We start from the raw sequence: 22,868 nt of genomic DNA on the forward strand, positions 1-22,868 counted from the left end.
CCGCAGGCATTCGCTGAAATTTCTTTTTACAACTTTGCAGTCGGACAATCGTATGCGTTTTTCCGTCCGGGCTTTAGGAACGGGCCTACGGCGCTGCGCAATTTCGAGCGCAAAACTGGGTTTTTTACCTGGATCTTGCTTATGCACGTCAACGCCGCTTATGACCTGACCGCCCGTTATTACCTGACTGAAGATCATTTTTTTGCGGCGACCTGCGCGAGGTATCGTCGGCATAGCGGCGGTATCAATACCTATTTCGCTGAGGACGACTCCACGCCGTGGAATATGTTGTTTATTCGGGTGGGCAGCGCTGCGCTGGGCGAAGCGACGCAGGTGATTCTGGAGTTGATTCGCCGTACCGTGACCCCTGTACGCATCGTGATTCCTGAAGTACAGGTCGATGGTTTACGCGACACGCTCACTGGGCTTGGCTTTGAGCCTGCTGAACAGAGCACCACAATGGTCCTCCCATTGCCGCGCTTTGCGTCATCAATAAGTGAGGACGCTGTGCAGATCAGCCTGACGCGTAACCTGAACGAATGGGCGATTGCGCTTGGCAGTGCGTTTTCGATATCGCCCGAGACGGTCGCCAATTATCAGGCCCGGCACCAGCGGGCGCTGGACGCCGATGAAGCCCTTTATCACTTCACCTTGTCCGTCGAGGGGCAGGTGAGCTGTTCGTTGACCTTGTCGTTATGCGAGGGTGAGGCCCGGCTCAGTGATGTCGGCGCGCTTGCCGGCTTTCGTGGAAGAGGCTACGCCACGCGCTTGATTCAGGCGGCCCTGCTTCATGCCTCGGACCTTGGGGCACGCAGGTGTTTTCTCGAGGGGTCGATGATGGCTGTCCCGCTGTATCGAAAGTTGGGTTTCCAACGGTTATTCGACTGCGCGTCTTTTGTTCGCGGGCCTGTTCCAAACCCATGATCAAAAGGCCAGTTTTGCCTGGCCTCGATCTTCCAGCGTCAACAGGTATTGCTTGGCCTCAAGCCCACCGGCAAACCCCGTCAGCGCCCCCGAAGCCCCGACGACGCGGTGACAGGGAGCAATGATTGAAATGGGGTTACGCCCATTTGCCGCCCCTACGGCGCGCACGGCGCTCGGGTTGCCGATCTGCCGCGCTATCTGGCTGTAGCTGCGGGTTTCACCAAATGGGATGGTCAGCAAAGCCTGCCAGACTTGCTTCTGGAAATCAGTGCCGTAGAAGTCCAGTTCCAACTCGAAACGGCTGCGCGTGCCAGCGAAGTACTCCGCGAGCTGGCGCTGTGTTTCCAGAAGTACCGGGCTGTCGTTGGCTTCGTGCAACTGGCCCAGGCGCACCCGATTTGCGCGTTCCGTTTCCCATAGCACCGCGCCGAGCTTGCCATTGCGTGCTACCAGGGTGAGCTGGCCGACGGGGGAGGGCATGAGTGTGTAGGCGTATGACATGGGCTTAGTCCTTGAGGCTGTACAGTGCAACTATCCCCTCGGTGAATCATAGGAGAAACCGGTTTCTTGCGGTCGAATTCGCCAGCGCTAAAAACGCCAGTGAATCCAATTGCCAGACCCATAGGCCACCGCGATATTGAAGATCAACCAGAGGATCGAGGGGACCGACATTGCCCCCCACGCGCCGAGATTGAGCAGGGCCAGCATGATAGCGCCGAAGGCTACCCTCCGGCTGGTGTGTCGCATTGAGTACCAGGCGCCGTAGACGGAGCCCGCGAGGGTCGCTATCACTGCCATGGGGCGCAGTCCGAACGGGATCGGGGTCAATGGCAGCAGCAAGGGGATGATCAGCACCAGCCCCACGACTTTTCTCACCGCTTGCCTTGAATTTTCCTGCTCAGGGGAAGACATCCTGTAGGTCCTGCTGCTAACTGAGGTTGCTGCATTCTCTTGGTCTGGACGGCACTTCCCTGTAGGCCGCTGCTTAAATCAACATCGCTGATAGTCGGAAACGGGTCCGACAATAAATGTAGCCTAGAGCGCCGCGTTCAGCGAAAACGGGATGCGCAACCCTCCAATCGGCCCTTCGCGCACCCCGCACATCTCATCATGCACGCTGTGTTGCACCAGCACGCAGGGAAACGCGGGCAAGCCCTGCAACAGGTCGCGCAAGTGGGTGGTGGAGCGGATGCGCAGCGGCTGCCCGTCATCGCCCTGTAGCGTTTTTTCATCGCGATCCAGCCGGACCCGTGCCAGATACAAGCCACCTTCCAGCGACAGTAATTGCAGCTCGCGGATCTCGCCATTCGCCGCCAGCTCGGTCAGCATTTGCACATTCATGAATTGGACCTCATTGGACGCCGACTTGGGCGTGCTCGAACGGTTGGTCAATGTGTTTTGGTACCCAGTGCACAATACTTGTACAGAATTTTATATTTGTACAGTTTTATGGGGCGGCGCGAACACAGGCGTTATCTGGCCTTGAACGCCAGGCATAAAAAAACCGGTCACGAGGACCGGTTTTTTATGCACTCCGTGTCAGCCATGGCATGACAGGAAAGCTGATTGATTGGAGCGGGTAGAGGGAATCGAACCCTCAACTAAAGCTTGGGAAGCTTTCGTTTTGCCACTAAACTATACCCGCTCAAAGCGGCTGACTTTGTACCAGATGTTCGCCCGGATTTGAAGTTTTTCTTTGAAAAAATCACAGGTTGCATTCGCACCGTCCGTCGCTCAGTGGCACCACTGCAGGAGTGCGCTCCCGCAGCAGGTCTCACTTCAGAGCGCAAAGGCCTGGTGCGCCTGACCCGGCTGATAGCGTAACCGACTCGCCGGCCGCTGCCCTTTCAAGAAGCCCACCACCGCCTCCCGGCTGTCCCGGCATGCCGCTTTATGCTCCATATCCAGGAAATGCCCCGTCGCCTGAACCGTGCTGAAACTGCTGTTCGTCACATGCTGGCCAAACAGCCTGGCATCGCCTGCGCTGGTGTACTCGTCCCATTCGCCGTTCAGAAACAGCACCGGAATATCTATCTGCCGGGCGGCCTTGAGGTAACACAACCGGTCGCTGTTGAGCACTTGGCTGATGTGGAAGTGCATTTGCCCGTACTCATGCTCGGCCAGGCTGCTCACGTGCTTATAGTTAAAGCGCTTGAACAGCGACGGCAGGTGCTTGCCGAGGGTGCTGTTGACCAGATGGCCGACGCGGTCGCGGTCCAGATTGCCAAGGTAGTCGACGCCGCGCTCCAGATAATCACGCATCGGTGCATTGATTACCGGGGAGAACGAGCTGATCACGGCCTTTTCAACGCGCTGCGGGCGCTGGGCGAGGGCGAACAGCGTGGCGGCGCCGCCCCAGGAGAAGGAGAGCACGTGTTCGGCGGCAAAGCGGTTGATGAGCTCCAGCAGGAGCTGACCCTCGACTTCCTTGGTCAGCATCCGCTCGTGACGGTTGTGGATTTTGGAACGCCCGGCATAGGGCTGGTCGTACAGCACCACATTGAATTGCGGGTACAGGCTTTTCACTGTCTGGGAAAAGGAGGCGGTGGTGGCCATTGAGCCGTTGATCAGGATGATGGTCTTTTCAGCGGCATCCGCGCGATGGAACTCCGTGTAAACCCGATATTGACCCTGTATATCCAACACAGCGATTTCTGGCCTCATGTCGTAAGACTCCTGGCAAGCGGGTAGGGCGCGCACACGACTTTGCACGAGCTTTATGACAGGTAGGCATACGCCTGGAAGATGAGCGCCCAGGGCGGTCCGATTGCGGCGGCCCGCAGCGGTTGTCAGGGCTGAGCGGCCGTCAGACGAGGCGGATTTCCTCGTCAGTCAGCGCCCGATACTCCCCCGGTGCGAGTGCCGCATCCAGGTGCAGCGGGCCCATGCGCTCGCGGTGCAGGGCAATCACCTTGTTATCAAAATGCCCGAACATGCGTTTGACCTGGTGATAGCGGCCTTCGATGATGCTCAAGCGCGCCGTCCTCGGTCCCAGTAATTCCAGCTCGGCGGGTTGGGTGATGAGGTCTTCGAAGGCGAAGTACAGGCCCGCCTTGAAGGTCGCCGCGTAGTCTGGGCCGATGTCCTGCTCGGTTTCCACCCGGTACACCTTGGGCAATTTGGTCGCCGGTTGCGTCAGGCGTCGCGACCACTGGCCGTCATTGGTGATCAACATCAGCCCGGTGGTGTTGTAGTCCAGGCGCCCGGCGATATGCAGTGCGTCCTTGTGCGGTTCATCGAGCAGGTCGAGCACCGTGCGGTGTTGCGGATCGCAGGTGGCACTGACGTACCCTTGCGGCTTGTGCAGCATGAAATAGCGCGCAGGTTTGCCAGCCTGCAGTGTCTCACCATCAACGTGCACGCAACTGAACGCCAGCACCTCATGAAGAGGGTCGCTTACCGTCGCGCCATCTACCTTCACCCGGCGTTCGGCCAACAGCAGCCGCACTTGCTTACGATTAAAGCGCGGCAGGTTACTGAGGAAGCGATCAAGACGCATCGTGACGAGGCAATTGTTGATCCACCTCGGCGCAACGAGGGCACAGACAAGCCTTGTTGCGCTGTTCGTCGGGCAGCGCCTGGAGCACTGCCGGGTCGATGGTGACGCTGAAGCACCAGCAGGCCTGGTCGGCGGTGCGCGGGTCGGCCAGGCTGCAGTCGTTACGGGCACCGCAGGCGGGACAAAGGGTTGGGGTGGTCATGGGCGGGTCGGGCTGTATCGGACAAGGTGTGCCTGGGCTTGCACGATACAGCGCCGATGGGCGCCAGGCTACTTACAGCTTGAATTTGCCGACCAGCACACTGAAGGAGGTGGCCAGGCGCGACAGGTCCTGGCTGGACGCGTTGGTCTGATGCGCGCCGGCGGCGGTCTGGGTCGACAGATCCTGAATGTTGAGCAGGTTGCGATCAACTTCACGCGCCACTTGGGCCTGTTCCTCCGAGGCGGACGCGATCACCAGGTTGCGTTCGTTGATCTTCGCCACACTGGCGGTGATACGTTGCAACGCTTCACCGGCATTCTGCGCCAGCACCTGGGTGTTGTTGGCCCACGTCAGGCTTTTGTTCATCGCCGCCACCGCGTCGTCGGCACCGATTTGCACTTCACCGATCATTTTTTCAATGTCCACCGTGGACACCTGGGTGCGATGGGCCAGCGCCCGCACCTCATCCGCCACCACCGCAAAACCACGGCCTTGCTCGCCCGCACGGGCCGCCTCGATCGCTGCGTTCAGGGCCAGCAGGTTGGTCTGGTCGGCAATCCCACGAATCACATCGATCACCTTGCCGATCTCGCGGACCTGACTGGCGAGCCCCTCCACCGATTGCGTCGAATCGTTGATCTCCACCACCATCGAATTCATGCCGGAGACGGCCTGTGCCACCTGCTCGCGGCCTTCCTCGGCTTCGGCGGTCGCCTGGCTCGATGCCTGGGAAGTCGATACGGCGTTGCCGGCCACCTCATCAACGGCTGCGGTCATCTGGTTCACGGCGGTGGCAGCTTGTTGAATTTCGTCATTCTGGCGGGTCAGGCCTCGGGTGCTTTCCTCGGTGACCGCACTCAGTTCTTCGGCGGCCGAGGCCAGTTGGTCGGAGGCGTTGGCGATTTCCAGCAGGGTGTGTTTCAAGCCGCCCTGCATGTCCGACAGTGCCACCAGCAGTTGTCCGGCTTCGTCGGTGCGCTCGGTGGTGATGGCGTGGGTCAGGTCGCCGTCGGCGATGCGTTGCGCGCTCACCACGGCTTGCGCGATGGGGCGGGTGATCAGGCGCGTGATCAGCACGCCGACGATGATGGCGATGATAAACGCCAGGACGATACCACTGATCATCCAGGTGAGCGCACTGTTGCGCAGCGCCTCGGCGGCGATGGTGCCTTCCTTGATCTGGCGGTTGTTGGACTCGACCATCACGCGGATCAGCTCTCGGCCTTGGCGGAACAGTTCATTGTTGGTGGTATTGAGCTCGGTGCGTGCCTGCTCGATCTGGCCCTTGTCGAGCAGGCTCAGGATGCGTTCCGAGCTACTGAGGTACGTCGGCCAGACTTGGTCGAAGGTGTCACCCGCCGCTCGCTCGTCATCTTCCAGAGGCGTTGCGCGGTAGGTGGCGTACGCCGCCTGGCTGCGTTTGAGTTCGTTGGCGATATCCTGACGCACGCGGTCGCGGTCTTGCTGGGCCACGTCACCGTTACCGGCGTCGAGTAAACGGTACAGGCCCCGATTGTGCGCTACCAGCCCGTTGAGGGTGGCGGCTGTGTTGCTGACCGAGACCAGGTTGTTGGAAAACGTTGATTCCAAAGCCGCAGCGAGCCGCACGACCCCTTTGATGCCCAGCAGGCCGACCCCCAGGGTGATCACGGCACAGAGTAAAAATGAAAGCAGCAGCTTGGTAGCGATTTTCATGGCTTGAATCCGGCGTTAGGTAGCGGGAGAACGCACTCCAGAGCCTCAGCGGCGCTGTGCGATGTCACAATGACATCATCGTAAGCGACAAAGTTTCGGTTCTCAAACAAATACTGAATCGATACAGCTCGCTTCTCCTGGCCCGCTGTGATGTATCAAGTTGTTACTGAAACGCACCAGATTCGGCTTTTGATGTCTTATCTTGTGTCATTTGGCTAAACCCGAATGACGCTCTCCAGCGTCGCTGGAGGAGCTCTTCCGCGGTCCAGGAGGCCGCCATGTATCGACGACTGCTGCTCACTGCATTACTCGGCCTGACCCTGTCAGCTTGTGTGCCCTATTACGATGGAGGTACCACTTACTATCGCTCCGAGGTCTATACCGCACCGGCTCCCGCCTATTATTACGGCGGTCCTCGTTACTACGGGCGCAGTTATTACACGCCGGCGCCTCGCTACTATTCGGCGCCCCGTTATTACTCGGCGCCGCGTTATTACCAACCCGCTCCACGTTACTACCCAAGGTCTGCCTACCGGCCTTATCCAAACCAGGGATGGGGAGACAATCGGTGGGGCAACGGCGGGCATGGGCGGGGTGGCGATCATGGCGGTGGGCGCGGAGGTCACCGCTGACAAACAGGTTCTGGACGAAGCGGCGCATCATGCGCCGCTTTTTTTGCCTGCCGTTTGTCGGTACTGTCAGAATTAACAGCTATCCTTGAGGCTAAAGATGTATTTCACTTCGGCAAACGCGGTGTGCTTGTCGAAGGGAGCCTTCTATGTTCAAACAACTGATCTGCGTGCTTTTGTTGACCGGCTGCGTCATTGATCAAGCGTGGTCGAGGCAGTCTTGTCCGGATAAATCGATGATCCGAAACGTCAAAGGCTACTTTCAATACCGGCAGGATGGCGTGCTCTGGCAAGGTCCCAAGGTTGAGCCAAACGAATTTATAAATCGTTTTCTTGGCGCTGTATTCGCACCTGAAAGGGATGGCGACCAGAAAATTGGCTATGTTGAAAAGTGCGTTTATAAAAACTACCGTGAACAGCAGGTTGTCTTGCGGCCACGCATTTCGGGCAGTGCAAATAACATGTCACTGACCGACAGCCTGCGCTGGGCTCAAGACAAAGCTTCATTCGAACAACCGGTATATGTATGCGAAGACAATCAACCTCATAATTGCGCGTTCGAGATAAATGACCCGCGACGATAGGCTGTCAATAGTCGGATAAATCTGCCAGAGGATTCCTACCTTCCCATGCCTTATTGAAGTGCGCCTGCACCACCGCCTCGGGAATCGTATTGATGTCCCGCCAGTGCCAGCGCGGCGCCTGATCCTTATCGATCAGCCTCGCCCGTACCCCTTCGGCAAATTCCGGATGACGGCAACAATTGAGGCTCAGCGTGTATTCCATCTGGAACACTTGGGCCAATGACAAATGGCGAGCGCGCCGGATCTGCTCCCACACCAGACGCGCCGTCAACGGGCAGCCTTCATTGAGGGTCTTGCCGGCGCGGGCCACGAGTGGGTCGGCGTGATCCTTGAGCAGGCTCAACGCGCGCCAGGCACTTGCCGCATTACCCACATCCAGCCACTGGTCGATTTGCCCCCGGCGCGGCAACCACTGTGCCTCGGGTAGCTGGTCGATGCCCTCCTGGGCAAGGGCCTTGAGCAAACTGTTGAGCTGCAGCGCGGTCTGCTCTTGCCAGTTCAATTGCAGCAGACCATCGAGTAATGCATCTTGCTGGTCATCGCGCAGGAAACGGTCGGCCAGGCCCAGGTCGAGGGCATCACGGCCATTGATATGGGCACCGGTCAGGCCCAGGAACAAGCCGAGCTTGCCGGGCAGGCGCGACAGGAACCAGCTGGCACCTACGTCCGGGTACAAGCCGATACTGATTTCCGGCATGGCCAAGCGACTGCTCGGCGTTACAATCCGCACCGACGCGCTCTGCAACAGGCCCATACCGCCGCCCAGCACATAGCCGTGGCCCCAGCAGATCAGCGGTTTCGGGTAGGTATGCAGGCGATAATCCAGGCGATATTCGGCGGCAAAAAATTGCGCGGCCAAGTCGGGCACAACGCCAGGTTGTTCACGGCAGGCCATCGCCAGGCTGCGCACCTCGCCTCCTGCGCAAAAGGCCTTGGAGCCGTTGCCGCGCAGCAATACGCAGACGATATTCGGGTCCTTGGCCCAGGCATCCAGACGTTCGCTCAAGGCCAGGATCATCGGCAAGGAGAGCGCGTTAAGGGATTGTTGCGCATCCAGGCTGGCGATGCCGATGCGCGCGCCATGGGTGCCAGTGAGTTCTTCGAAGTGCAGGTTCATCGTGACCTCAATCCAGAAGGTGGAGGATCAGTATGATCGCTCCGTGGGAAACTGCCGTTGGTGTGTCAGATCAATTGACAAGCGGGGTCGGCTTTCCTAGGGTTCGCCCCATTGTTTTTAATCGATGACCTCATCATGACCGACGGCGACCGCATCAAACTCGAACCCACCTGGAAACACGCTCTGCGCGAGGAGTTCGACAAGCCCTATATGGGCGAACTGCGCGAGTTTCTGCGTCAGGAACACGCCACTGGCAAAGAGATCTATCCGCCGGGCCCGCTGATCTTCAATGCACTCAATTCCACGCCGCTGGACAAGGTCAAGGTGGTGATTCTCGGGCAGGACCCCTATCACGGCCCCGGCCAGGCCCACGGTTTGTGCTTTTCGGTGCAACCGGGCGTGCCGGCGCCGCCCTCGCTGGTCAATATCTATAAAGAACTCAAGCGTGACCTGAACATCGATATCCCCAACCACGGCTACCTGCAAAGCTGGGCCGACCAGGGCGTGCTGATGCTCAACACCACCCTGACCGTGGAACGCGCCAACGCCAACGCCCATGCCGGCAAGGGCTGGCAGTTTTTTACCGATCGGGTTATCGAGGTGGTCAGCGAGCATCAACCGCATCTGGTGTTCCTGTTGTGGGGCGCCCATGCCCAGAGCAAGCAGAAGCTGATCGATGCCACCAAGCACCTGGTGCTGACCTCGGTGCACCCGTCGCCGTTGTCGGCGTATCGCGGGTTCCTCGGGTGCGGGCATTTCAGTCGTACCAACAAATTCCTTGAGCAGAACGGTGAGACGCCGATCAATTGGATGTTGCCGCCCGTTTGATATGATCGGGCGGTGACGCATCGCCCTTTGCTTGACCCTCTCCCTGGTGGGTACGTCCATCGGTCACGCCGGGCACCTGTTATATCTGACAGTATCCGCCGCACTTTTTTGCGCATTCAATAAGTAGCCAGACCTGAGCGTGCCGACCGTCTCGGTCGATTGCCAATTGAATGTTCAAGGAGGTGGAGATATGTCTGATTCGAACTCGCCCGCACGACGCAGGCGCGCTCTGCGGCCGCGAACTCCAGGCGCAGATGACCCGACGATACTGGAACTGGACGCTCCGAACCCTTCCCGGGCATTGCCTTTGGAGTGGGACGAGGCGGCCAGGACTTTGCCGCTCAGCCTCCATGAGCAGGACCTGGAGGTAACGATTGCACAGGTCTGGCCATTCAATCTCCATGAGGAGGACATGGAAACGACGGTGGAATATCGTTGGAATGATGTGACAGAGCACACCTTCTGTATTCAGGGCCCATACGACCCTGACGTTATATTCCCATTGGTGCAGTATTTACCCAGGTCGATTCTGTCGAGCGGCGGTATCAGCCGACTGACATTCAGGGTGAGCGCGCCTTTAATCGGCACGACCGACTCATTTCCGACCCTGGTCAATGTCGATAAAACGCCGCCAAATGGCGGCAATCCTGGCCCGCAGTTGCAGATTGATGAAGAGGCTCGCGATGAGCTTACCGATGATTATCTGGTCAGGCATGGCGGCTTGCCTGTCGAGCTGGCGCGTTGGTTCGATATGCGCATTGGGGATATGTGCCACTTTTTCTACGCAGATCTGCCAAATTTGGGCTTCGCAGGCACGCTTTTTATTACCAGAGAACACGTCCTCGGCGCGCCCATCCTATACGTCATTCCTGAGGCGCACGTGCGCGCCAGTGGCCGGGGTGAAAGGTTCGCTTCCTGCCGGCTTGAAGACCGGGCCGGGAACGTCGGGCAGTTTTCCAACGAGATCACGCTCAACGCCTCCCCGGTTGTGTTGCCGGATTTGCCACGCCCCTTTATTGAGTCGGCTGAACTGGATGGGTTAGTCACTCTGGACGACGTCAGGCAGTGGTTGGCGGTCACGATCACGCGTATAGGCGAGGCCGAGGCGGGCGACGAGATTCATCCCTTCTGGAACACCCATGCCCTTGAAATCAAGCCGATTGGCGAAGTGCAGACATGGCCGATTCCCGTGAGCGTGCCGTGGTCCATTGTTGCGGCGGGCGGCTTCTCCACGCGCTACCCGTTACGTGTGCGCTACGTGTATAGGCGAGGCACTGCCTCCAAGGATTCGCCGGACAGCTTCTATGAAGTCGATTTGAGGGTGGCCGGCCCTGACCCGACCGGGCCCGATCCGATCAATCGCAAGTTGGCCCTTCCGATTGTGAAAGGCAAGACGGGCGACAATGTTCTGACCTCCGCTGACAGCCCGGGGCCCGTGCCTGTGGAGGTGCTCTTGTTTGTAGACCCCACAGTGGGCGAACACTTGGAACTGTGCTGGAACAGCGATGAGCGTATCGTTGCTATCTATGATGTGCAGCCGGGCGATCATGCCGGGAAATTGATCACCTTATGGGTTTCGTGGGCAGTGGCATCCTCCATTGCCTTGGCCGAGGTCTATTACTGGACAGATAACGGGATAAACAGGCAGCGCAGTCCCTCTGCTTCGGTGCGGGTGCGTCTTGATACGCTGACCGGTTTGAAAAGCCCGTTATTACTCAATGACAGCGAACTGGGCTTTATCGCGTGTGGAACCAGGCCGGCGCCATATGAGGGCGTATACATTGGCATACCCTGGCATGCGATCCATTTCGAGCCTGGCGACACCGTGCATTTATATTGGGCAAGTTACCCGACCAATGACGGCAGTGGTAAACCGTTCCCTGGCACTGAGGTATTTTTTGAGCATGAACTGACCAGCGATGATTACGACAGGGGCCATGCGCAAATTCGCATTCTGCCCTTCGACTTGATCACCGCGCCGGGATTGGTACCGGGCTTTGGCTCGGCGGTCGTACAGTACCGGTTGTTCAAGAGAACGGGCGACACCGGCTTGTCTTCCAGAAAACTCATCTATATCGATTTGAAAATAAGTGGCGGTGGAACTTGCCTGGGGCCGCATAACGGCAGTGAATAAATGTTGGTGTTTGTTAAGAGGGGCGAAAGCCCCTTTTTTTGTCTGATAAAGATCGACTGCGACGGATTTAGATTAAATAGCATCAACGGCGCTGGTTTTTGCGTAAGTAGGCTATTAAAAAACACCCACGCCATGCTTTTAGTTAGAAACACATTTTGTGCGAGTACGCAGCTGTCAAGTTTGACAGGCTGTGCAGTGGGGAAAAAGGGGGTTTAATCAAACGGTCAATCGTCTCGTGCGGCTGGCGATAAATGCAAAGCGTCTCTTACTCAAAGGAGTATGTAGCAATGGCTAAGTCGAACAATACACAACCCGCTTCAATCGATAAAAAAAGCAGGTCGAGTGCTACGGGGGCTAACTGTAATCCAAGTAACGGTCCATTGGCACAGCCTGTGCCTCAAGGGCTTGCGCCTCACGCGCCGCGAGCTGTGTCCGACATTGTAGTCACCAATGCCCTGCCCCCCGAGTCGGGTCTTCCGCCTAACCTGATGGAAACTATCGTCGCGCAAACGGAAGGGGCCAATCTCGAAATTAATATGTGGGAGGATACATTTCCTAATCCCCTTTCTAACCCGGATATGTTACAGCTCTATCTTAATGGCGTGCCTTACGGAAACCGTCATGATTTTCCCAAACCATTGTCAAGCCTGACGTGGCCCTATGAAATTAACATCAAAGGCGATGATATAACCAACCACGGGGAGTATCGCTTAACCTATGAGATTTTTTTGGGGATTGGTGGTAGTGAGCCTTCCGGCCCTACTCTGGTGAACGTCGATACGGTGGGCCCTGCCGGCGGTATTTTGTTGGACGCTATTACCTTGGTGGCGGGTGCGGAGGACGGGAAGGTCACGCTGAGTTCCCTGGCAGCCAATGGCGATGAGCTGACCTGCAGTGTGCCTGGACGCTTGATTGCGCGTCCGCTCGATACACTTCACATCTACAAGACCTATACGGATGCTGATCCGATAAAAATAATAACAAACTTGCCGCTTGATACATCGCCGATCGAGTTTTCTCTGACCAAGGACGAAGTTGTCGATGGCGGTACACGCGTGGATCGTATGGCGTATCGTTACTTTGACTATTCAAAAAACTCAACCATTTATCCGCCAAAACTCAGAGAAGTTGAATATATATTGACGCCGCAACCGGAGAACTTGAGCGATCCAGCGGTACCGGCGGCGCCGTTGGATCTTCGGGACGCACAATTGAAATTGGCAGAAGTGCATCTTTTCGGCTATGACAATTTCAGATCCGGCCAGATCGTGCAAATCGAGCTGGTGAGTGCGCTCGGTACTCAGATATTTCCTCACACATTGCTTACCGAGCCTACCCCCACTGACCCAGCGAAAATCGAAATTCCCTGGCTCATTCTCTTCGCGATCTATGGAATCAGCGGGCCGGGCACCGCCAGTCTTCGTTACCGTGTGGTAGAGGAGGGCAACCCTTCAGCCTGGTCCAACACGATCACGGTGGCCGCGGACTTCAGCTCTGCCGCTGGGGACCCAGACGATCCGGGCCCGGTCAGGGATTACCTGCCGTTGGTCACCGTGACGTCCAGCGAGGGGCTTGTCAATGAAATCGGCCCGGGTGATACCGGCAATGCGACGGCTGAGTTTGATGTGTATCCGGGCGCGGCCGTGGACCACGAGCTTCAGTGCTACTGGGGAGGGACACCGATTTACCCCTCCCCACGTACCGTGACTCAGGCTGACCTGGACTCGGGGACATTCGCCGTCATTATTACGGCGGCCGTCATCGCAGCAGGCGGAAACGAACTGGACAAGAAGGTTTGGTACAGCCTGACGAATGGAGTAAACGCCAACGTGGACACCTCCCAGTCTACGCTGGTCGATGTATTTGCCAGCGAGCTGCAGAATTTGACGCCGCCACAGTTCCCCAAGTCTGTAGACGCAGGCGGCGGGCTTCGCTCGATCAGTTGCAAGCAGTCTGTTGAACTGGGTATCGATACGAGCATCGTGGACCGGGTCAACTTGAAACAGGATGACACGATCAGGCGCTTCTGGACCCTGTACGGAGAGGGGTTAACGTCCACCAACAAGCTCGTCGAAGCGGAAATACTGCCCCCGATTGTGGTGGCAAATGATCATAGCCTGCCCGGCGGTGGGGAGAGTTTCCTCGTGGACTTCGCCACCTATGTGCAGCCTGCGATTTTGGGCCGTGTTGAATTCTTTTACACAGTACTCAAGGCCGACGGCGTGACACAGGGCAAGTCGCCCACGACAGTGCTTTATGTAAGCCGGCGCAATGCCGATAACACCGTTTGCGGCGCCCCGCCCGCTACGCCTTAAGTGCATCAAGGTACGAACCGTCATTGGCAGTGGCAGTAATGACGGTTCGTATCCTTCGCTCGTTGTAAATACCTATCCGCAATAAACTTGCTACCTACGCATATTTAGGATTAGTCCTACGATCACTGGGACTATGCCTACATGAACCTATCCTTCTTGTACGTACCCTTGCCGCTTCTGAAAGCCTGAGTCGATGGTCCTTAAATCGCTTGGCTTGTTCAGTCACCGACTAGAGGTACTTACCATGACTACTGAAACAACATTTTGTCTTTCTCGCTTATCGCTGGCTATCAAAGTATTGGCTGTGATGCCCATGACATTCGTGGCCACACAGGCCAACGCACTGAACATCTACCCAGGCCAGAACGTGGTGATAGACGGGGCCTCGCAGGACGATCGGTACGTTGTCAAAGAGGCGACCCTGACGTCCAACGGGGCGAGGATTGTGGGCGTCCAGGCGCATGATTCCACGTTCACCATGAATGGCGGCACGGTCAAAAATACCGCAGGCAAGGAAGTCGGCGTGGCGCTTTACGGCAGCAAGGGCACGCTGCGCGATGCTTCCGTATCCAGCGGTGGGGCCGAAGGCATGATTGTCGGCACCCAATCGAATCGTGGCTCGACGGTGGAGGTGTTCGACAGCACGATATCCGGCGGCACAGATGGCATCGTGCTCAGTGGCTCGAGCACGCTGGCCTTGAACAACACCCAGGTCAGTGGTGAAAAAGCCGGCTTGAGAGCGTACGACGGACAACTCACCGCCCAGGGCGGCCGCATATACGGCGGCACCAACGGGATCGTGGCGTATCGCTTGCCTACGGTGGATAACCCCTCGGTGCTGAACCTCAACCAGACCGAGGTGGTGGGCGGCACAGGCGCCGCCATCCTGGTGGACTACCCCGGCGGCACCCGGATCAATATCAACGATGGCACCACCCTGAACGGCGGCAACGGCAACATGCTCGAAATCGACCATGGTGGTGCGGCCGATGTGAATGTGTTCAACAGTGCCCTGAGCGGTAACGTTCAGGTTGGCAAAGACAGCGCCCTGGACTTGAAGATGGATGCCGCTTTCATGAATGGCGATATCGTCAACAACGGTGGCATTGCTAACGTTGGCCTGAACAACGGCTCGGTGTTGACTGGACGCCTGGACAATGTCGATAAACTGTCGGTCAACAGCGATGCCACCTGGGTGATGGTCGACGGGCAGCAGGCGCTCAACGCGTTGTCGATGAATGGCGGTAACGTCAAGTTCGGCGATTCGGGGGCCTTCTATAAGTTGGATGTAGGCAACCTGTCCGGCACGGGCGGTACGTTCATCATGAAGGCGGATTTTGGCCAGATGACCGGTGACTTCCTGAATGTGACGGGCACCTCTTCCGGTGATCATCAGCTGCTGATCGCCAGTACGGGAGCCGATCCGCTGTCCGAGCGCCTGCAGATGGTTCACACCGCCGACGGCGTGGCGAACTTCAGCCTGGTGGGTGGGCGGGTCGACCTCGGTACCTATTCATACGACCTCGTGTCCGACAACCAGAACCATGACTGGTACCTTGACCCGGATAACAAAATCATCAGCCCAAGCACCAACTCTGTGCTGGCGCTGTTCAACGCGGCGCCGAGTGTGTTGTTGGGTGAAATGACCACCTTGCGCACGCGCATGGGTGAACTGCGTTTCAATGGTGGTCAGAGCGCCGGCTTGTGGACGCGCGCCTATGGCAACAAATATGAAGTGTCCAACGACAAGACAGGCCTGGGTTATAACCAGAGCCAGCGTGGTTTCACCCTGGGCGCGGATGCGCCGCTGGAGGCCGGCGACGGGCAGTGGTTGATCGGCGTGATGGCCGGGCACAGTCAGTCGGACCTGGACCTTAACCTGGGCAGCAAAGCGACCATCAACAGTTACTACATGGGTGGCTATGCCACCTGGCTGGACAGCGAGAGCGGCTTTTACTTCGACGGCGTGCTCAAGTTCAACCGCTTGCACAATGAATCCAATGTCGCCATGAGCGACGGCAAGAAAAGCAAAGGCAACTACACGCAAAATGCCACCGGCGCTTCGGCGGAATTCGGTCGGCATATCACGCTGGATGACGGTTACTTCGTGGAGCCCTATGGCCAATTGTCGGCGGTAATCACTCAGGCCCAGAGTTACACGCTGGACAACGGTCTGAAAGCCAAGGGTGACCGTTCAAGTTCGGTCATTGGTGAAGTGGGGGTCACTGCTGGCAACAACATCCAACTCGACAGCGGTGGCATCCTGCAGCCTTACTTGAAGGCCGCCGTCAGTCATGAGTTCGACCAGAGCAACAAAGTGTTCGTCAACGACAACGCGTTCAACAACGATTTGTCGGGCTCACGGCTGAAACTCGGCGCGGGTGTAGCGATGTCGGTCTCCCAGGAGTTGAGCGTGCATGCGGACGTGGAACGCAGCGTGGGCAAGAATATCAAGCAACCGTTGGGGATCAATGTCGGGTTGCGCTACGCATTCTAAGTCGCGCGGGTAACTTGGGCGGGCGCCTCCTTCATAGGAAAGGAGGTGCTTCCGTTCGTCGGTCAAGTTTAAAACCTGTCAGGTTTGACAGTAGGCGGTTATTTTTTTTTGACGCTAACTGGATGGGCATTCTTTTATATAAGGAGATTCCCATGGGTTATTCGTTGAAGAAGAAAATGATGCGGGCTGTACCTGGGGTGTTAGTGGCAGCAGGGATGGCAGTGCTGCTCGCCGCGTGTTCCAGCAACCCTGAAGATATAGGAGTGGATGGTTATCCGAACGTGGATCCACCCTGCACAAGTGCAGGCTATTTCAAAAGCGTAACGCCTGGCTGGTATTACAGGTGCGTATACAGCAACAGCATCAATCGTTGGATAAAATATCCGAACCAATGCCCCCCAGGCCAGGAATTTAATCCCGCCACAAGGAAATGCGAATAACATAAATGCCGCATCAATAAGCCTCTCTTCCGTACGGTCGAGAGGCTTTTTTTTGCAGGATAAGTGCCCCGGGTGGCGCTGAAGCGCGTATCGAATAACGTCCGGGAACGTTCCGTGCACAACGCCACTCGGCACCGTTTCAAAAAAATGGAGCTATGGAAGTTCTGCCACCAGAATATCATCCAGTGAAAAATTCGCCGGTGACAGCGTGCTTTTGAAGGAAATACGCAGCGGCAAGTATTGAGACGGAGCCCCGGCCGGCAACGCAAAGTCCAGCTGGTAGGTGTACCAGTTACCCTCGTGAACATAGACGAAGCTTTTTGACTGACTACCAAACTCAACGAACGCCTGGGGTTGATAAGGAGACAAGTCAACTTTCATTTTGAAACTGATACGGTAGGTTCTAGCACTTTTTATAAAAAAGGTTTTAATCACGCCCGGCATGATAGGGCTACCGCCATTGAGCCTTGCATGCCAGTAATTATTGTTATTGAAGTTCCTGATCTCGCCAAGCCCGTTGATCAAATTGGCCCAACCATTCCAGAAGAACACTTCAAAATCCGTGAAATCAGAGAGGCGCAGCGCTTTGATGAAGTAAGTACTCGACGGAAAGAGCGTCGCGTTCGCTTCAACAGGACTGTCGGTGTACCCCACTGCGGCCGTCACTTTAACCGTGCTGCCATCGGGAAGCGCAGTGAACCAACCGAGCTCCGCCGGCTCGCGAACTATACCGTGTTCGGCCTGTTCCTGAGTGATGAGATCGCCGTCAAGCAGCGTTAACGGTTTTGATGCATCAGTGCTGTGGCATTTGAGCCAGATCAGTTGGTCCTTCCTGCTGAGCAGCCATCTTGCCAGATCCACCCAGCAATAGTTGGTGCTGACTGTATTGAGGTCCAGGACCGAGCCAGGTTTCAAGCTGTTGAGTATCGGCTGCGGCAGCGGATTGCCGCCCGGTATCTCATCGAAGCCCAGGACGCGCAGGTTCAGCACCCTTGAGTCCCTGGTGGCGCCGTTTGTCACGTGGTACTGAATACGCAGAACGCTGGCGAGGTGGTAGGCCAGTACCCAGTTGGGAAACACAAATAGCACATAGCCTACGCGCGGGTCGCCGTATTGAGGCTCAATGGTCGGCAGGGCGATACCGGGCCTGCCTGTCAACTCGAGTTTAATAAAGTCCCTGTCAGACATTGCAAACTGCACCCGAACGGTCACATTTGGCGTGCTGTCGGCAATTTTCGGATCAATCGTAGCGTTTTCGTCGTCCAGAGGCGTGCTGTTATAAACCAACGGCGCGGGGAGATCATGCGCGGCGATGATTTTCATGGGGACGATTTGCGAACGGCGCGCTACGTATGACCGTACACGCTCGTAGGAAATATCCATCTGTTTATTGGGTTTGATGTAGCCAAGTTCGACCTTGAATGGCAGGTCCCGACCCTCCCAGAAGGAGTCGATTGGGAAGGGTTGTGAGGGTGCGTCTCCTCCAGGCGCGTCACCTCTTGCATACAAGATGACGGTATCTCCGTCTTTGATATCGGGGTTGGCGCGGACCCAAATGTTGGCCCGTTCGGACGTCCCTACGTCAAACTCGTAATCGGGCGGCGGAGCCTCGTCGATTTCCGGCGCGGGCAGGGCGGCATATCGCGCATCAATATAAACCGTTGTTATCGGAGATAGATGTTGACCCTCGGCAGTTATCGTGTACCAGATTTTCAGGGTGCCACCCGTGAGCAGGGCAATAGGCACGCCCAGTTCCCGGATAAGCTCAAAGGACACTTGACCGGAGCCGACTTTGTCGAGCCTCTTATCGTAGTAATTGTGCCCAGGGGACTTGCCCAGCACATGGAGTTCGATTTTGTCGTAGTAACTGAAACCGTGAACTTCAATGTCGACATGCACTTGGGTTAGATCATCAGGAATTCGTCCGTTGACGGCCTCCCGCACTTTGGGCGCGCGAAGGCCTCCGGAGGCGGCGCCGGTCACGTAGACTTCCGTGATAAAGGAGCCTAGATTCGGCTCGTTGTAACGGATTCGTTCATATTGAAGGAAACTACGACCGCCAGTCAGAGGCTCCAGGTCGATTACAGGGCATGGAATTCTAAGCAGTCGCGATGTAGTGGATTGCAGCGGGTCTGAACTGTAGATTTTCCTCACCGGTAACCCAGCCGCCGTGCCGTTGAGGCGTACCCTGATCACATCGTTAATGGCATAGTTGCGAGGTTCGATCGAAACGAGGATCGTCACTGTCGGGCCGGTCACCTTGCTCAGGTCGAGTTTGCCGTCTTCGTCAGCCTCCAGGAAGTGGCAAGCCGGCAACAAGTATTTTGACTCATCGTCCAGGTAGACTTGGAGGTATTCGGCCTCCGACCAACCGTCGGAAGGGTTGCCAACTTCATCTTCCACGCTGAACAAGCAAGCGTGAGAACCGTAGCCGATGCTTCGCCAATCGCTTTCACACACTTCAATGACGATGTCCTCGTAGGTTCCAACCTCTTCCGGCAGTACAGTGCGCTTGATGGTGAAGTCACCGATTTTCAGGTGAATAACATCACGTACTGCCCGATGAGTGGGCGGGGGCAACGAAGTGTCGGCGGGGTAGGAAGGAATTCCGATGGCTATGCACTTGCCATTGCTGATGTCCGTCCCGGTGATGCCGTCTTGCAGATACTTCGGGTCAATGACCGGCTTGCGCAGGTTCGGGTTTACAGGGTGAGGGCTGGCCGGGTTTTCCCCGCCGGGCTGGCGTGTATCGACCTTAAGTAAGGTTTTTCTTGTTTCTCCAACGGCTTGGCCGAGACGCGTCACTTTAATGTATGCGGAAACCAAACCATCGGAGATCACCGACTGCGGTACGAACAAAACTATCAATTGGTGGCCGTCAAGGTGTTGCTTCTGGATGATCGTATGCGCAACGGGTTTCTCAAGGGTTCCCCAATAACATTCCGCATCGTCCAACTCGGCCGCCCCCAGAAAGGGCAATAGGGCGATCAACAACCCTTCCTCCTGCGACATGACCGCGATGCGGTTGATACCTGCGTCAACGCCCTGCACCCCTGGGGTGCGTGCCGGTATGTACAGTGTCAGGTCTGAGAGCGGCACGCTTTCTCCGGCCTTTATCGAATTCAAGGTGGCATCGGAGGGCGGGGGGACCAGGTAACGCGTGTCGATGTGGGACCGCCGTGCAGACGGTGTCTTTTTTCTTTCCTCCTGCGTGGAAGAGGGCGGGGCGGACAGTGATTGCTGCTCTGAATGCTCGGTCAGGTGTTGGCCGGATGGTGAAGACTCTTCATTGTTAGCCATGGTGATACCCTCTTCAGTCAGTGAGACACGCGATGTCTACGGCCATTTCGGAGTGGCCGTAACTGCGAAGAGGTGTAACTCGCGATGAGAGGCGCAACCAGCTGTGAGAGTTGACAGTACCGACCAACGGTAACGGCCCAGGTACGGGCCATTCTCACAGCGGATTGTCAGGGTTGGCGGTTCCAGTGCCGGAAGAGCGGCTCGGCCAGGAACAGCACGAACAGCAGCCGCATCACCTGCATGGCCGTTACCAGGGGAACGGATAATTGCAGCGTCTCGGCGGTAAGGCTCATCTCGGCAATGCCGCCGGGCATCATGCCCAGGGTCAGCGAGCGCAGATCCAGGTGCGTCAGTGCACTCAGGCCCACGGCCGCCAATGTCGCCAGTGCCATGGTCAAGACCGTGCCGATCAAAGTACGGGCCATGAACGACGGCGCCCGGCGAAAAAACTGACGGTTGAAGTGACAGCCCAGACCGCTGCCGATCAGCCATTGGCCGATCTGGCTACCTCCATCGGGCAGCCCGATATGCAGGTCAAACACCACACTGGCTGTTCCACTCACCAGCAATGGCCCGAACAACCAGGGGTTCGGCTGACGCAAGCGCTGCCAGCCCCAGGCTACCAGCGCGCCGATCGGAAACAGCATCAACAACCAAGGCCAGCTCACCGGTGCCGGATGAAACTGCGGCGCGCCGCCGCCCAACACGTACTTGAAAATCGCCGGTACACACAACACCACCAGCAACACGCGCAAACTCTGGCCGGCTGCAACGCGGCTGAGCACCGCACCGTTGCGCGCACCGAGGTTGACCATCTCGCCGGACCCGCCCGGCATGCTCGAAAAAAACGCGGTGGCGCGATCTTCGCCACTGCGGCGCATCAGCCACACGCCGATCACACTCGACAGGCTGGTGACCAGCGCGCCGAAGAAGATCAGCCCAAAGTGGCTCATCACTTGCTCGATCACCACCGGTGTGAAGTGCAGGCCGATGCCGATGCCCACCACCCATTGGCCGCATTTGCGCCCACCGGGGATTTCCGCCAACTGCCAGGGCGTCAGGCAGCGCACCAGGATGATCGCCAGCAACGAGCCGACCATGTAGGGCAAAGGCCAGCCGACGAGGCTGGCCAGGTAACCGCCGGCCAGGCCGACCAGCGGTGTTCCCCACCAATGTTTGAGGGTGACCTCAGACATCGGCCAGGGCACGACGCTGCAGGGCACGTTTACGGTAGATGCGCACCAGCGGGAACAGCAGCATCAGCGCGGTCAGTACCCAAACCCCAAAGGTGATCGGGCTCGACCAGAGGATTTCCAGCGCACCGTTGGAAATCGACAACGCCCGGCGCAGGTTTTGCTCCATCAGGCCACCGAGGATAAAGCCCAGCAATACCGGCGACAGCGGGAAGTCGAGCTTGCGCAGGATGTAGCCGAAGATGCCGATGCCGACCATCAGGAACAGGTCGAAAGTGGTGGCATGCACCGCGTATACACCGATTGCGGTGATGATGGCGATCACCGGCACCAGCGCCCAGTTCGGCACGGCGAGGATGCGCGTGAAGATGCGGATCATCGGGATGTTGAGGATCACCAGCATGATGTTGGCAATGAACAATGAGGCGATCAGGCCCCAGACAATGTCCGGTTGCTGTTGGAACAGCAGCGGGCCGGGCGTGATGTTGTACAGCGACAGGGCGCCGATCATCACCGCCGTGGTGCCCGAGCCGGGCACGCCCAGGGTCAGCATCGGCACCAGGGCGCCGCAGGCAGAGGCGCCGATCGCGGTTTCCGGGGCGGCCAGGCCACGCATGTCGCCCTGGCCGAATTTGCCGCTGGCACCGGCCAGGCGTTTTTCGGTCATGTAGGCGACGGCGGATGCCAGGGTCGCACCGGCACCCGGCAACACGCCCATGATGAAACCGAGCAAGCCGCAGCGGATGTTAACCACGAACACCGCACCCGCTTCCTTGAGGTTGAACATCATGCGCCCGGTGGCCTTGACCGCTTCCTGGCCGCGGTGGGTTTTTTCCAGCAGCAACAGGATCTCGCTGATGGAGAACAGGCCCAGCACCAACACCACGAACTGGATGCCATCGGTGAGGTGAATGTTGTCGCCGGTAAAGCGGTACACGCCGCTGTTGGCATCGATGCCCACGGCCGAGAGGAACAGGCCGATCAGGGCCGCCACAAAGGTTTTCAGCGGCTTGTCGCCGGCCATGCCGCCCAGGCACACAATCGCAAACACCATCAGCACGAAATATTCCGCCGGGCCGAAGGCAATCGCCCATTTGGCCAGCAGCGGGGCGAACAGCACCATGCCGCAGGTGGCGATAAAGGCACCGATGAACGAACTCCAGGCCGACAACGACAGTGCCACGCCGGCCAGGCCTTTGCGTGCCATCGGGTAGCCGTCCAGGGTAGTCATCACGGTGGAGGCTTCGCCCGGAATGTTCAGCAGGATCGAGCTGATACGGCCGCCGTACTCGCAGCCCAGGTACACGGCGGCCAGCAGGATCAACGCCGACTCCGGTGGCAGGCCGAGGGCGAAGGCGATGGGGATCAACAGCGCCACGCCGTTGATCGGCCCCAGGCCCGGCAACAGGCCGACCACGGTGCCGATCAAGGTGCCGCACAACGCGGTGATCAGGTTGTAAGGGGACAGTGCAACGCCGAAGCCCTGGCCCAAATAGCCGAAAGTATCCATG

The 22,868-nt window shown here is 57.7% G+C and carries 19 protein-coding genes and 1 tRNA gene; 8 read left to right on the plus strand and 12 right to left on the minus strand.

The genetic code is table 11. From position 1 onward, the window contains the following. Nucleotides 1-141 precede the first annotated feature (141 nt). Nucleotides 142-924: a GNAT family N-acetyltransferase gene (locus MRY17_RS06800; RefSeq protein ID WP_243353476.1), complete on the plus strand. Its 783-nt coding sequence runs from the start codon at nucleotides 142-144 to the stop codon at nucleotides 922-924. Here the strand turns inward: MRY17_RS06800 and MRY17_RS06805 are convergent, their stop codons facing one another. From MRY17_RS06805 to MRY17_RS06840, 8 genes are all read right to left on the minus strand, one after another. Continuing rightward, complete coding sequence (locus tag MRY17_RS06805) at nucleotides 925-1,425, minus strand: methylated-DNA--[protein]-cysteine S-methyltransferase (RefSeq protein WP_181283909.1); 501 nt, start codon at nucleotides 1,423-1,425, stop codon at nucleotides 925-927. It abuts the gene before it with no gap. Between the two features lie 87 nt (nucleotides 1,426-1,512). Further along, nucleotides 1,513-1,836, minus strand: a complete 324-nt coding sequence (locus tag MRY17_RS06810) for a hypothetical protein (protein ID WP_243353477.1) — start codon at nucleotides 1,834-1,836, stop codon at nucleotides 1,513-1,515. 123 nt (nucleotides 1,837-1,959) lie between these two features. Continuing rightward, on the minus strand, nucleotides 1,960-2,265 hold the full coding sequence (locus MRY17_RS06815) for a DUF6482 family protein (RefSeq protein ID WP_181283911.1): 306 nt from the start codon (nucleotides 2,263-2,265) through the stop codon (nucleotides 1,960-1,962). 230 nt (nucleotides 2,266-2,495) lie between these two features. Continuing rightward, nucleotides 2,496-2,569, minus strand: a tRNA-Gly gene (locus MRY17_RS06820). A gap of 134 nt (nucleotides 2,570-2,703) precedes the next feature. After that, entirely contained in the window at nucleotides 2,704-3,588 is an 885-nt protein-coding gene (locus tag MRY17_RS06825; RefSeq protein ID WP_191955267.1) for an alpha/beta fold hydrolase, read from the minus strand. 142 nt (nucleotides 3,589-3,730) lie between these two features. Further along, a complete protein-coding gene (locus tag MRY17_RS06830; protein ID WP_181283913.1) occupies nucleotides 3,731-4,423 on the minus strand; it encodes a pseudouridine synthase in 693 nt (230 codons plus the stop codon). Beyond that, nucleotides 4,413-4,625 carry a cysteine-rich CWC family protein gene (locus tag MRY17_RS06835; protein ID WP_181283914.1) on the minus strand — a complete coding sequence of 71 codons (213 nt, stop codon included), beginning with the start codon at nucleotides 4,623-4,625 and terminating at the stop codon, nucleotides 4,413-4,415. The genes MRY17_RS06830 and MRY17_RS06835 overlap by 11 nt, the downstream gene beginning before the upstream one ends. Nucleotides 4,626-4,697: 72 nt before the next feature. Then, nucleotides 4,698-6,320 (minus strand): methyl-accepting chemotaxis protein, encoded by a 1,623-nt coding sequence (locus MRY17_RS06840; RefSeq protein ID WP_191955265.1) that lies wholly within the window; start codon nucleotides 6,318-6,320, stop codon nucleotides 4,698-4,700. 278 nt (nucleotides 6,321-6,598) lie between these two features. On the opposite strand from MRY17_RS06840, the gene MRY17_RS06845 reads away from it, so the two are divergent. Together MRY17_RS06845 and MRY17_RS06850 are read left to right on the plus strand one after the other, a co-directional pair. Next, entirely contained in the window at nucleotides 6,599-6,952 is a 354-nt protein-coding gene (locus tag MRY17_RS06845; protein ID WP_243353478.1) for a hypothetical protein, read from the plus strand. A 146-nt stretch (nucleotides 6,953-7,098) separates the two neighbouring features. Next, the gene (locus MRY17_RS06850; RefSeq protein ID WP_243353479.1) at nucleotides 7,099-7,533 is read left to right on the plus strand and encodes a DUF3757 domain-containing protein; all 435 of its coding nucleotides are present in this window, start codon (nucleotides 7,099-7,101) and stop codon (nucleotides 7,531-7,533) included. A 4-nt stretch (nucleotides 7,534-7,537) separates the two neighbouring features. Here the strand turns inward: MRY17_RS06850 and MRY17_RS06855 are convergent, their stop codons facing one another. After that, nucleotides 7,538-8,650 (minus strand): enoyl-CoA hydratase/isomerase family protein, encoded by a 1,113-nt coding sequence (locus tag MRY17_RS06855; protein ID WP_243353480.1) that lies wholly within the window; start codon nucleotides 8,648-8,650, stop codon nucleotides 7,538-7,540. Between the two features lie 135 nt (nucleotides 8,651-8,785). On the opposite strand from MRY17_RS06855, the gene ung reads away from it, so the two are divergent. The 5 genes from ung (at nucleotide 8,786) to MRY17_RS06880 (ending at nucleotide 16,864) form a co-directional block, all read left to right on the plus strand. Continuing rightward, nucleotides 8,786-9,478, plus strand: coding sequence for a uracil-DNA glycosylase (gene ung / locus MRY17_RS06860; RefSeq protein ID WP_181283918.1), 693 nt, complete (start codon nucleotides 8,786-8,788; stop codon nucleotides 9,476-9,478). Nucleotides 9,479-9,668: 190 nt separating this feature from the next. Then, nucleotides 9,669-11,612 (plus strand): hypothetical protein, encoded by a 1,944-nt coding sequence (locus MRY17_RS06865; RefSeq protein ID WP_243353481.1) that lies wholly within the window; start codon nucleotides 9,669-9,671, stop codon nucleotides 11,610-11,612. Between the two features lie 287 nt (nucleotides 11,613-11,899). Further along, on the plus strand, nucleotides 11,900-13,927 hold the full coding sequence (locus MRY17_RS06870) for a hypothetical protein (protein ID WP_191955261.1): 2,028 nt from the start codon (nucleotides 11,900-11,902) through the stop codon (nucleotides 13,925-13,927). A 307-nt stretch (nucleotides 13,928-14,234) separates the two neighbouring features. Beyond that, nucleotides 14,235-16,424 (plus strand): autotransporter outer membrane beta-barrel domain-containing protein, encoded by a 2,190-nt coding sequence (locus MRY17_RS06875; protein ID WP_375154663.1) that lies wholly within the window; start codon nucleotides 14,235-14,237, stop codon nucleotides 16,422-16,424. Between the two features lie 152 nt (nucleotides 16,425-16,576). Beyond that, a complete protein-coding gene (locus MRY17_RS06880) occupies nucleotides 16,577-16,864 on the plus strand; it encodes a chitin-binding domain-containing protein (protein WP_181283922.1) in 288 nt (95 codons plus the stop codon). Nucleotides 16,865-17,017: 153 nt separating this feature from the next. Here MRY17_RS06880 and MRY17_RS06885 read toward each other — a convergent pair whose 3' ends face one another. From MRY17_RS06885 to MRY17_RS06895, 3 genes are all read right to left on the minus strand, one after another. Continuing rightward, a complete protein-coding gene (locus MRY17_RS06885; protein WP_181283923.1) occupies nucleotides 17,018-20,164 on the minus strand; it encodes a hypothetical protein in 3,147 nt (1,048 codons plus the stop codon). A gap of 167 nt (nucleotides 20,165-20,331) precedes the next feature. Beyond that, a complete protein-coding gene (locus MRY17_RS06890; protein ID WP_181283924.1) occupies nucleotides 20,332-21,360 on the minus strand; it encodes an AbrB family transcriptional regulator in 1,029 nt (342 codons plus the stop codon). Beyond that, entirely contained in the window at nucleotides 21,353-22,867 is a 1,515-nt protein-coding gene (locus MRY17_RS06895) for a tripartite tricarboxylate transporter permease (protein ID WP_104502040.1), read from the minus strand. The genes MRY17_RS06890 and MRY17_RS06895 overlap by 8 nt, the downstream gene beginning before the upstream one ends. Nucleotide 22,868 lies beyond the last annotated feature (1 nt).

Origin of the sequence: Pseudomonas orientalis (assembly GCF_022807995.1) — a bacterium.
Lineage (GTDB): Bacteria > Pseudomonadota > Gammaproteobacteria > Pseudomonadales > Pseudomonadaceae > Aquipseudomonas > Aquipseudomonas orientalis_B.

Bases quoted from the DNA above. Each gene is read 5' to 3' on its own strand.
- MRY17_RS06855 (WP_243353480.1), bottom strand. From the start codon at position 8,650: ATGAACCTGCACTTCGAAGAACTCACTGGCACCCATGGCGCGCGCATC.
- MRY17_RS06895 (WP_104502040.1), bottom strand. From the start codon at position 22,867: ATGGATACTTTCGGCTATTTGGGCCAGGGCTTCGGCGTTGCACTGTCC.
- MRY17_RS06875 (WP_375154663.1), top strand. From the start codon at position 14,235: ATGCCCATGACATTCGTGGCCACACAGGCCAACGCACTGAACATCTAC.
- MRY17_RS06805 (WP_181283909.1), bottom strand. From the start codon at position 1,425: ATGTCATACGCCTACACACTCATGCCCTCCCCCGTCGGCCAGCTCACC.
- MRY17_RS06880 (WP_181283922.1), top strand. From the start codon at position 16,577: ATGGGTTATTCGTTGAAGAAGAAAATGATGCGGGCTGTACCTGGGGTG.
- MRY17_RS06830 (WP_181283913.1), bottom strand. From the start codon at position 4,423: ATGCGTCTTGATCGCTTCCTCAGTAACCTGCCGCGCTTTAATCGTAAG.
- MRY17_RS06825 (WP_191955267.1), bottom strand. From the start codon at position 3,588: ATGAGGCCAGAAATCGCTGTGTTGGATATACAGGGTCAATATCGGGTT.
- MRY17_RS06890 (WP_181283924.1), bottom strand. From the start codon at position 21,360: ATGTCTGAGGTCACCCTCAAACATTGGTGGGGAACACCGCTGGTCGGC.
- MRY17_RS06800 (WP_243353476.1), top strand. From the start codon at position 142: ATGCACGTCAACGCCGCTTATGACCTGACCGCCCGTTATTACCTGACT.
- MRY17_RS06845 (WP_243353478.1), top strand. From the start codon at position 6,599: ATGTATCGACGACTGCTGCTCACTGCATTACTCGGCCTGACCCTGTCA.
- MRY17_RS06810 (WP_243353477.1), bottom strand. From the start codon at position 1,836: ATGTCTTCCCCTGAGCAGGAAAATTCAAGGCAAGCGGTGAGAAAAGTC.
- MRY17_RS06815 (WP_181283911.1), bottom strand. From the start codon at position 2,265: ATGAATGTGCAAATGCTGACCGAGCTGGCGGCGAATGGCGAGATCCGC.
- MRY17_RS06850 (WP_243353479.1), top strand. From the start codon at position 7,099: ATGTTCAAACAACTGATCTGCGTGCTTTTGTTGACCGGCTGCGTCATT.
- MRY17_RS06840 (WP_191955265.1), bottom strand. From the start codon at position 6,320: ATGAAAATCGCTACCAAGCTGCTGCTTTCATTTTTACTCTGTGCCGTG.
- MRY17_RS06835 (WP_181283914.1), bottom strand. From the start codon at position 4,625: ATGACCACCCCAACCCTTTGTCCCGCCTGCGGTGCCCGTAACGACTGC.
- ung (WP_181283918.1), top strand. From the start codon at position 8,786: ATGACCGACGGCGACCGCATCAAACTCGAACCCACCTGGAAACACGCT.
- MRY17_RS06870 (WP_191955261.1), top strand. From the start codon at position 11,900: ATGGCTAAGTCGAACAATACACAACCCGCTTCAATCGATAAAAAAAGC.
- MRY17_RS06865 (WP_243353481.1), top strand. From the start codon at position 9,669: ATGTCTGATTCGAACTCGCCCGCACGACGCAGGCGCGCTCTGCGGCCG.
- MRY17_RS06885 (WP_181283923.1), bottom strand. From the start codon at position 20,164: ATGGCTAACAATGAAGAGTCTTCACCATCCGGCCAACACCTGACCGAG.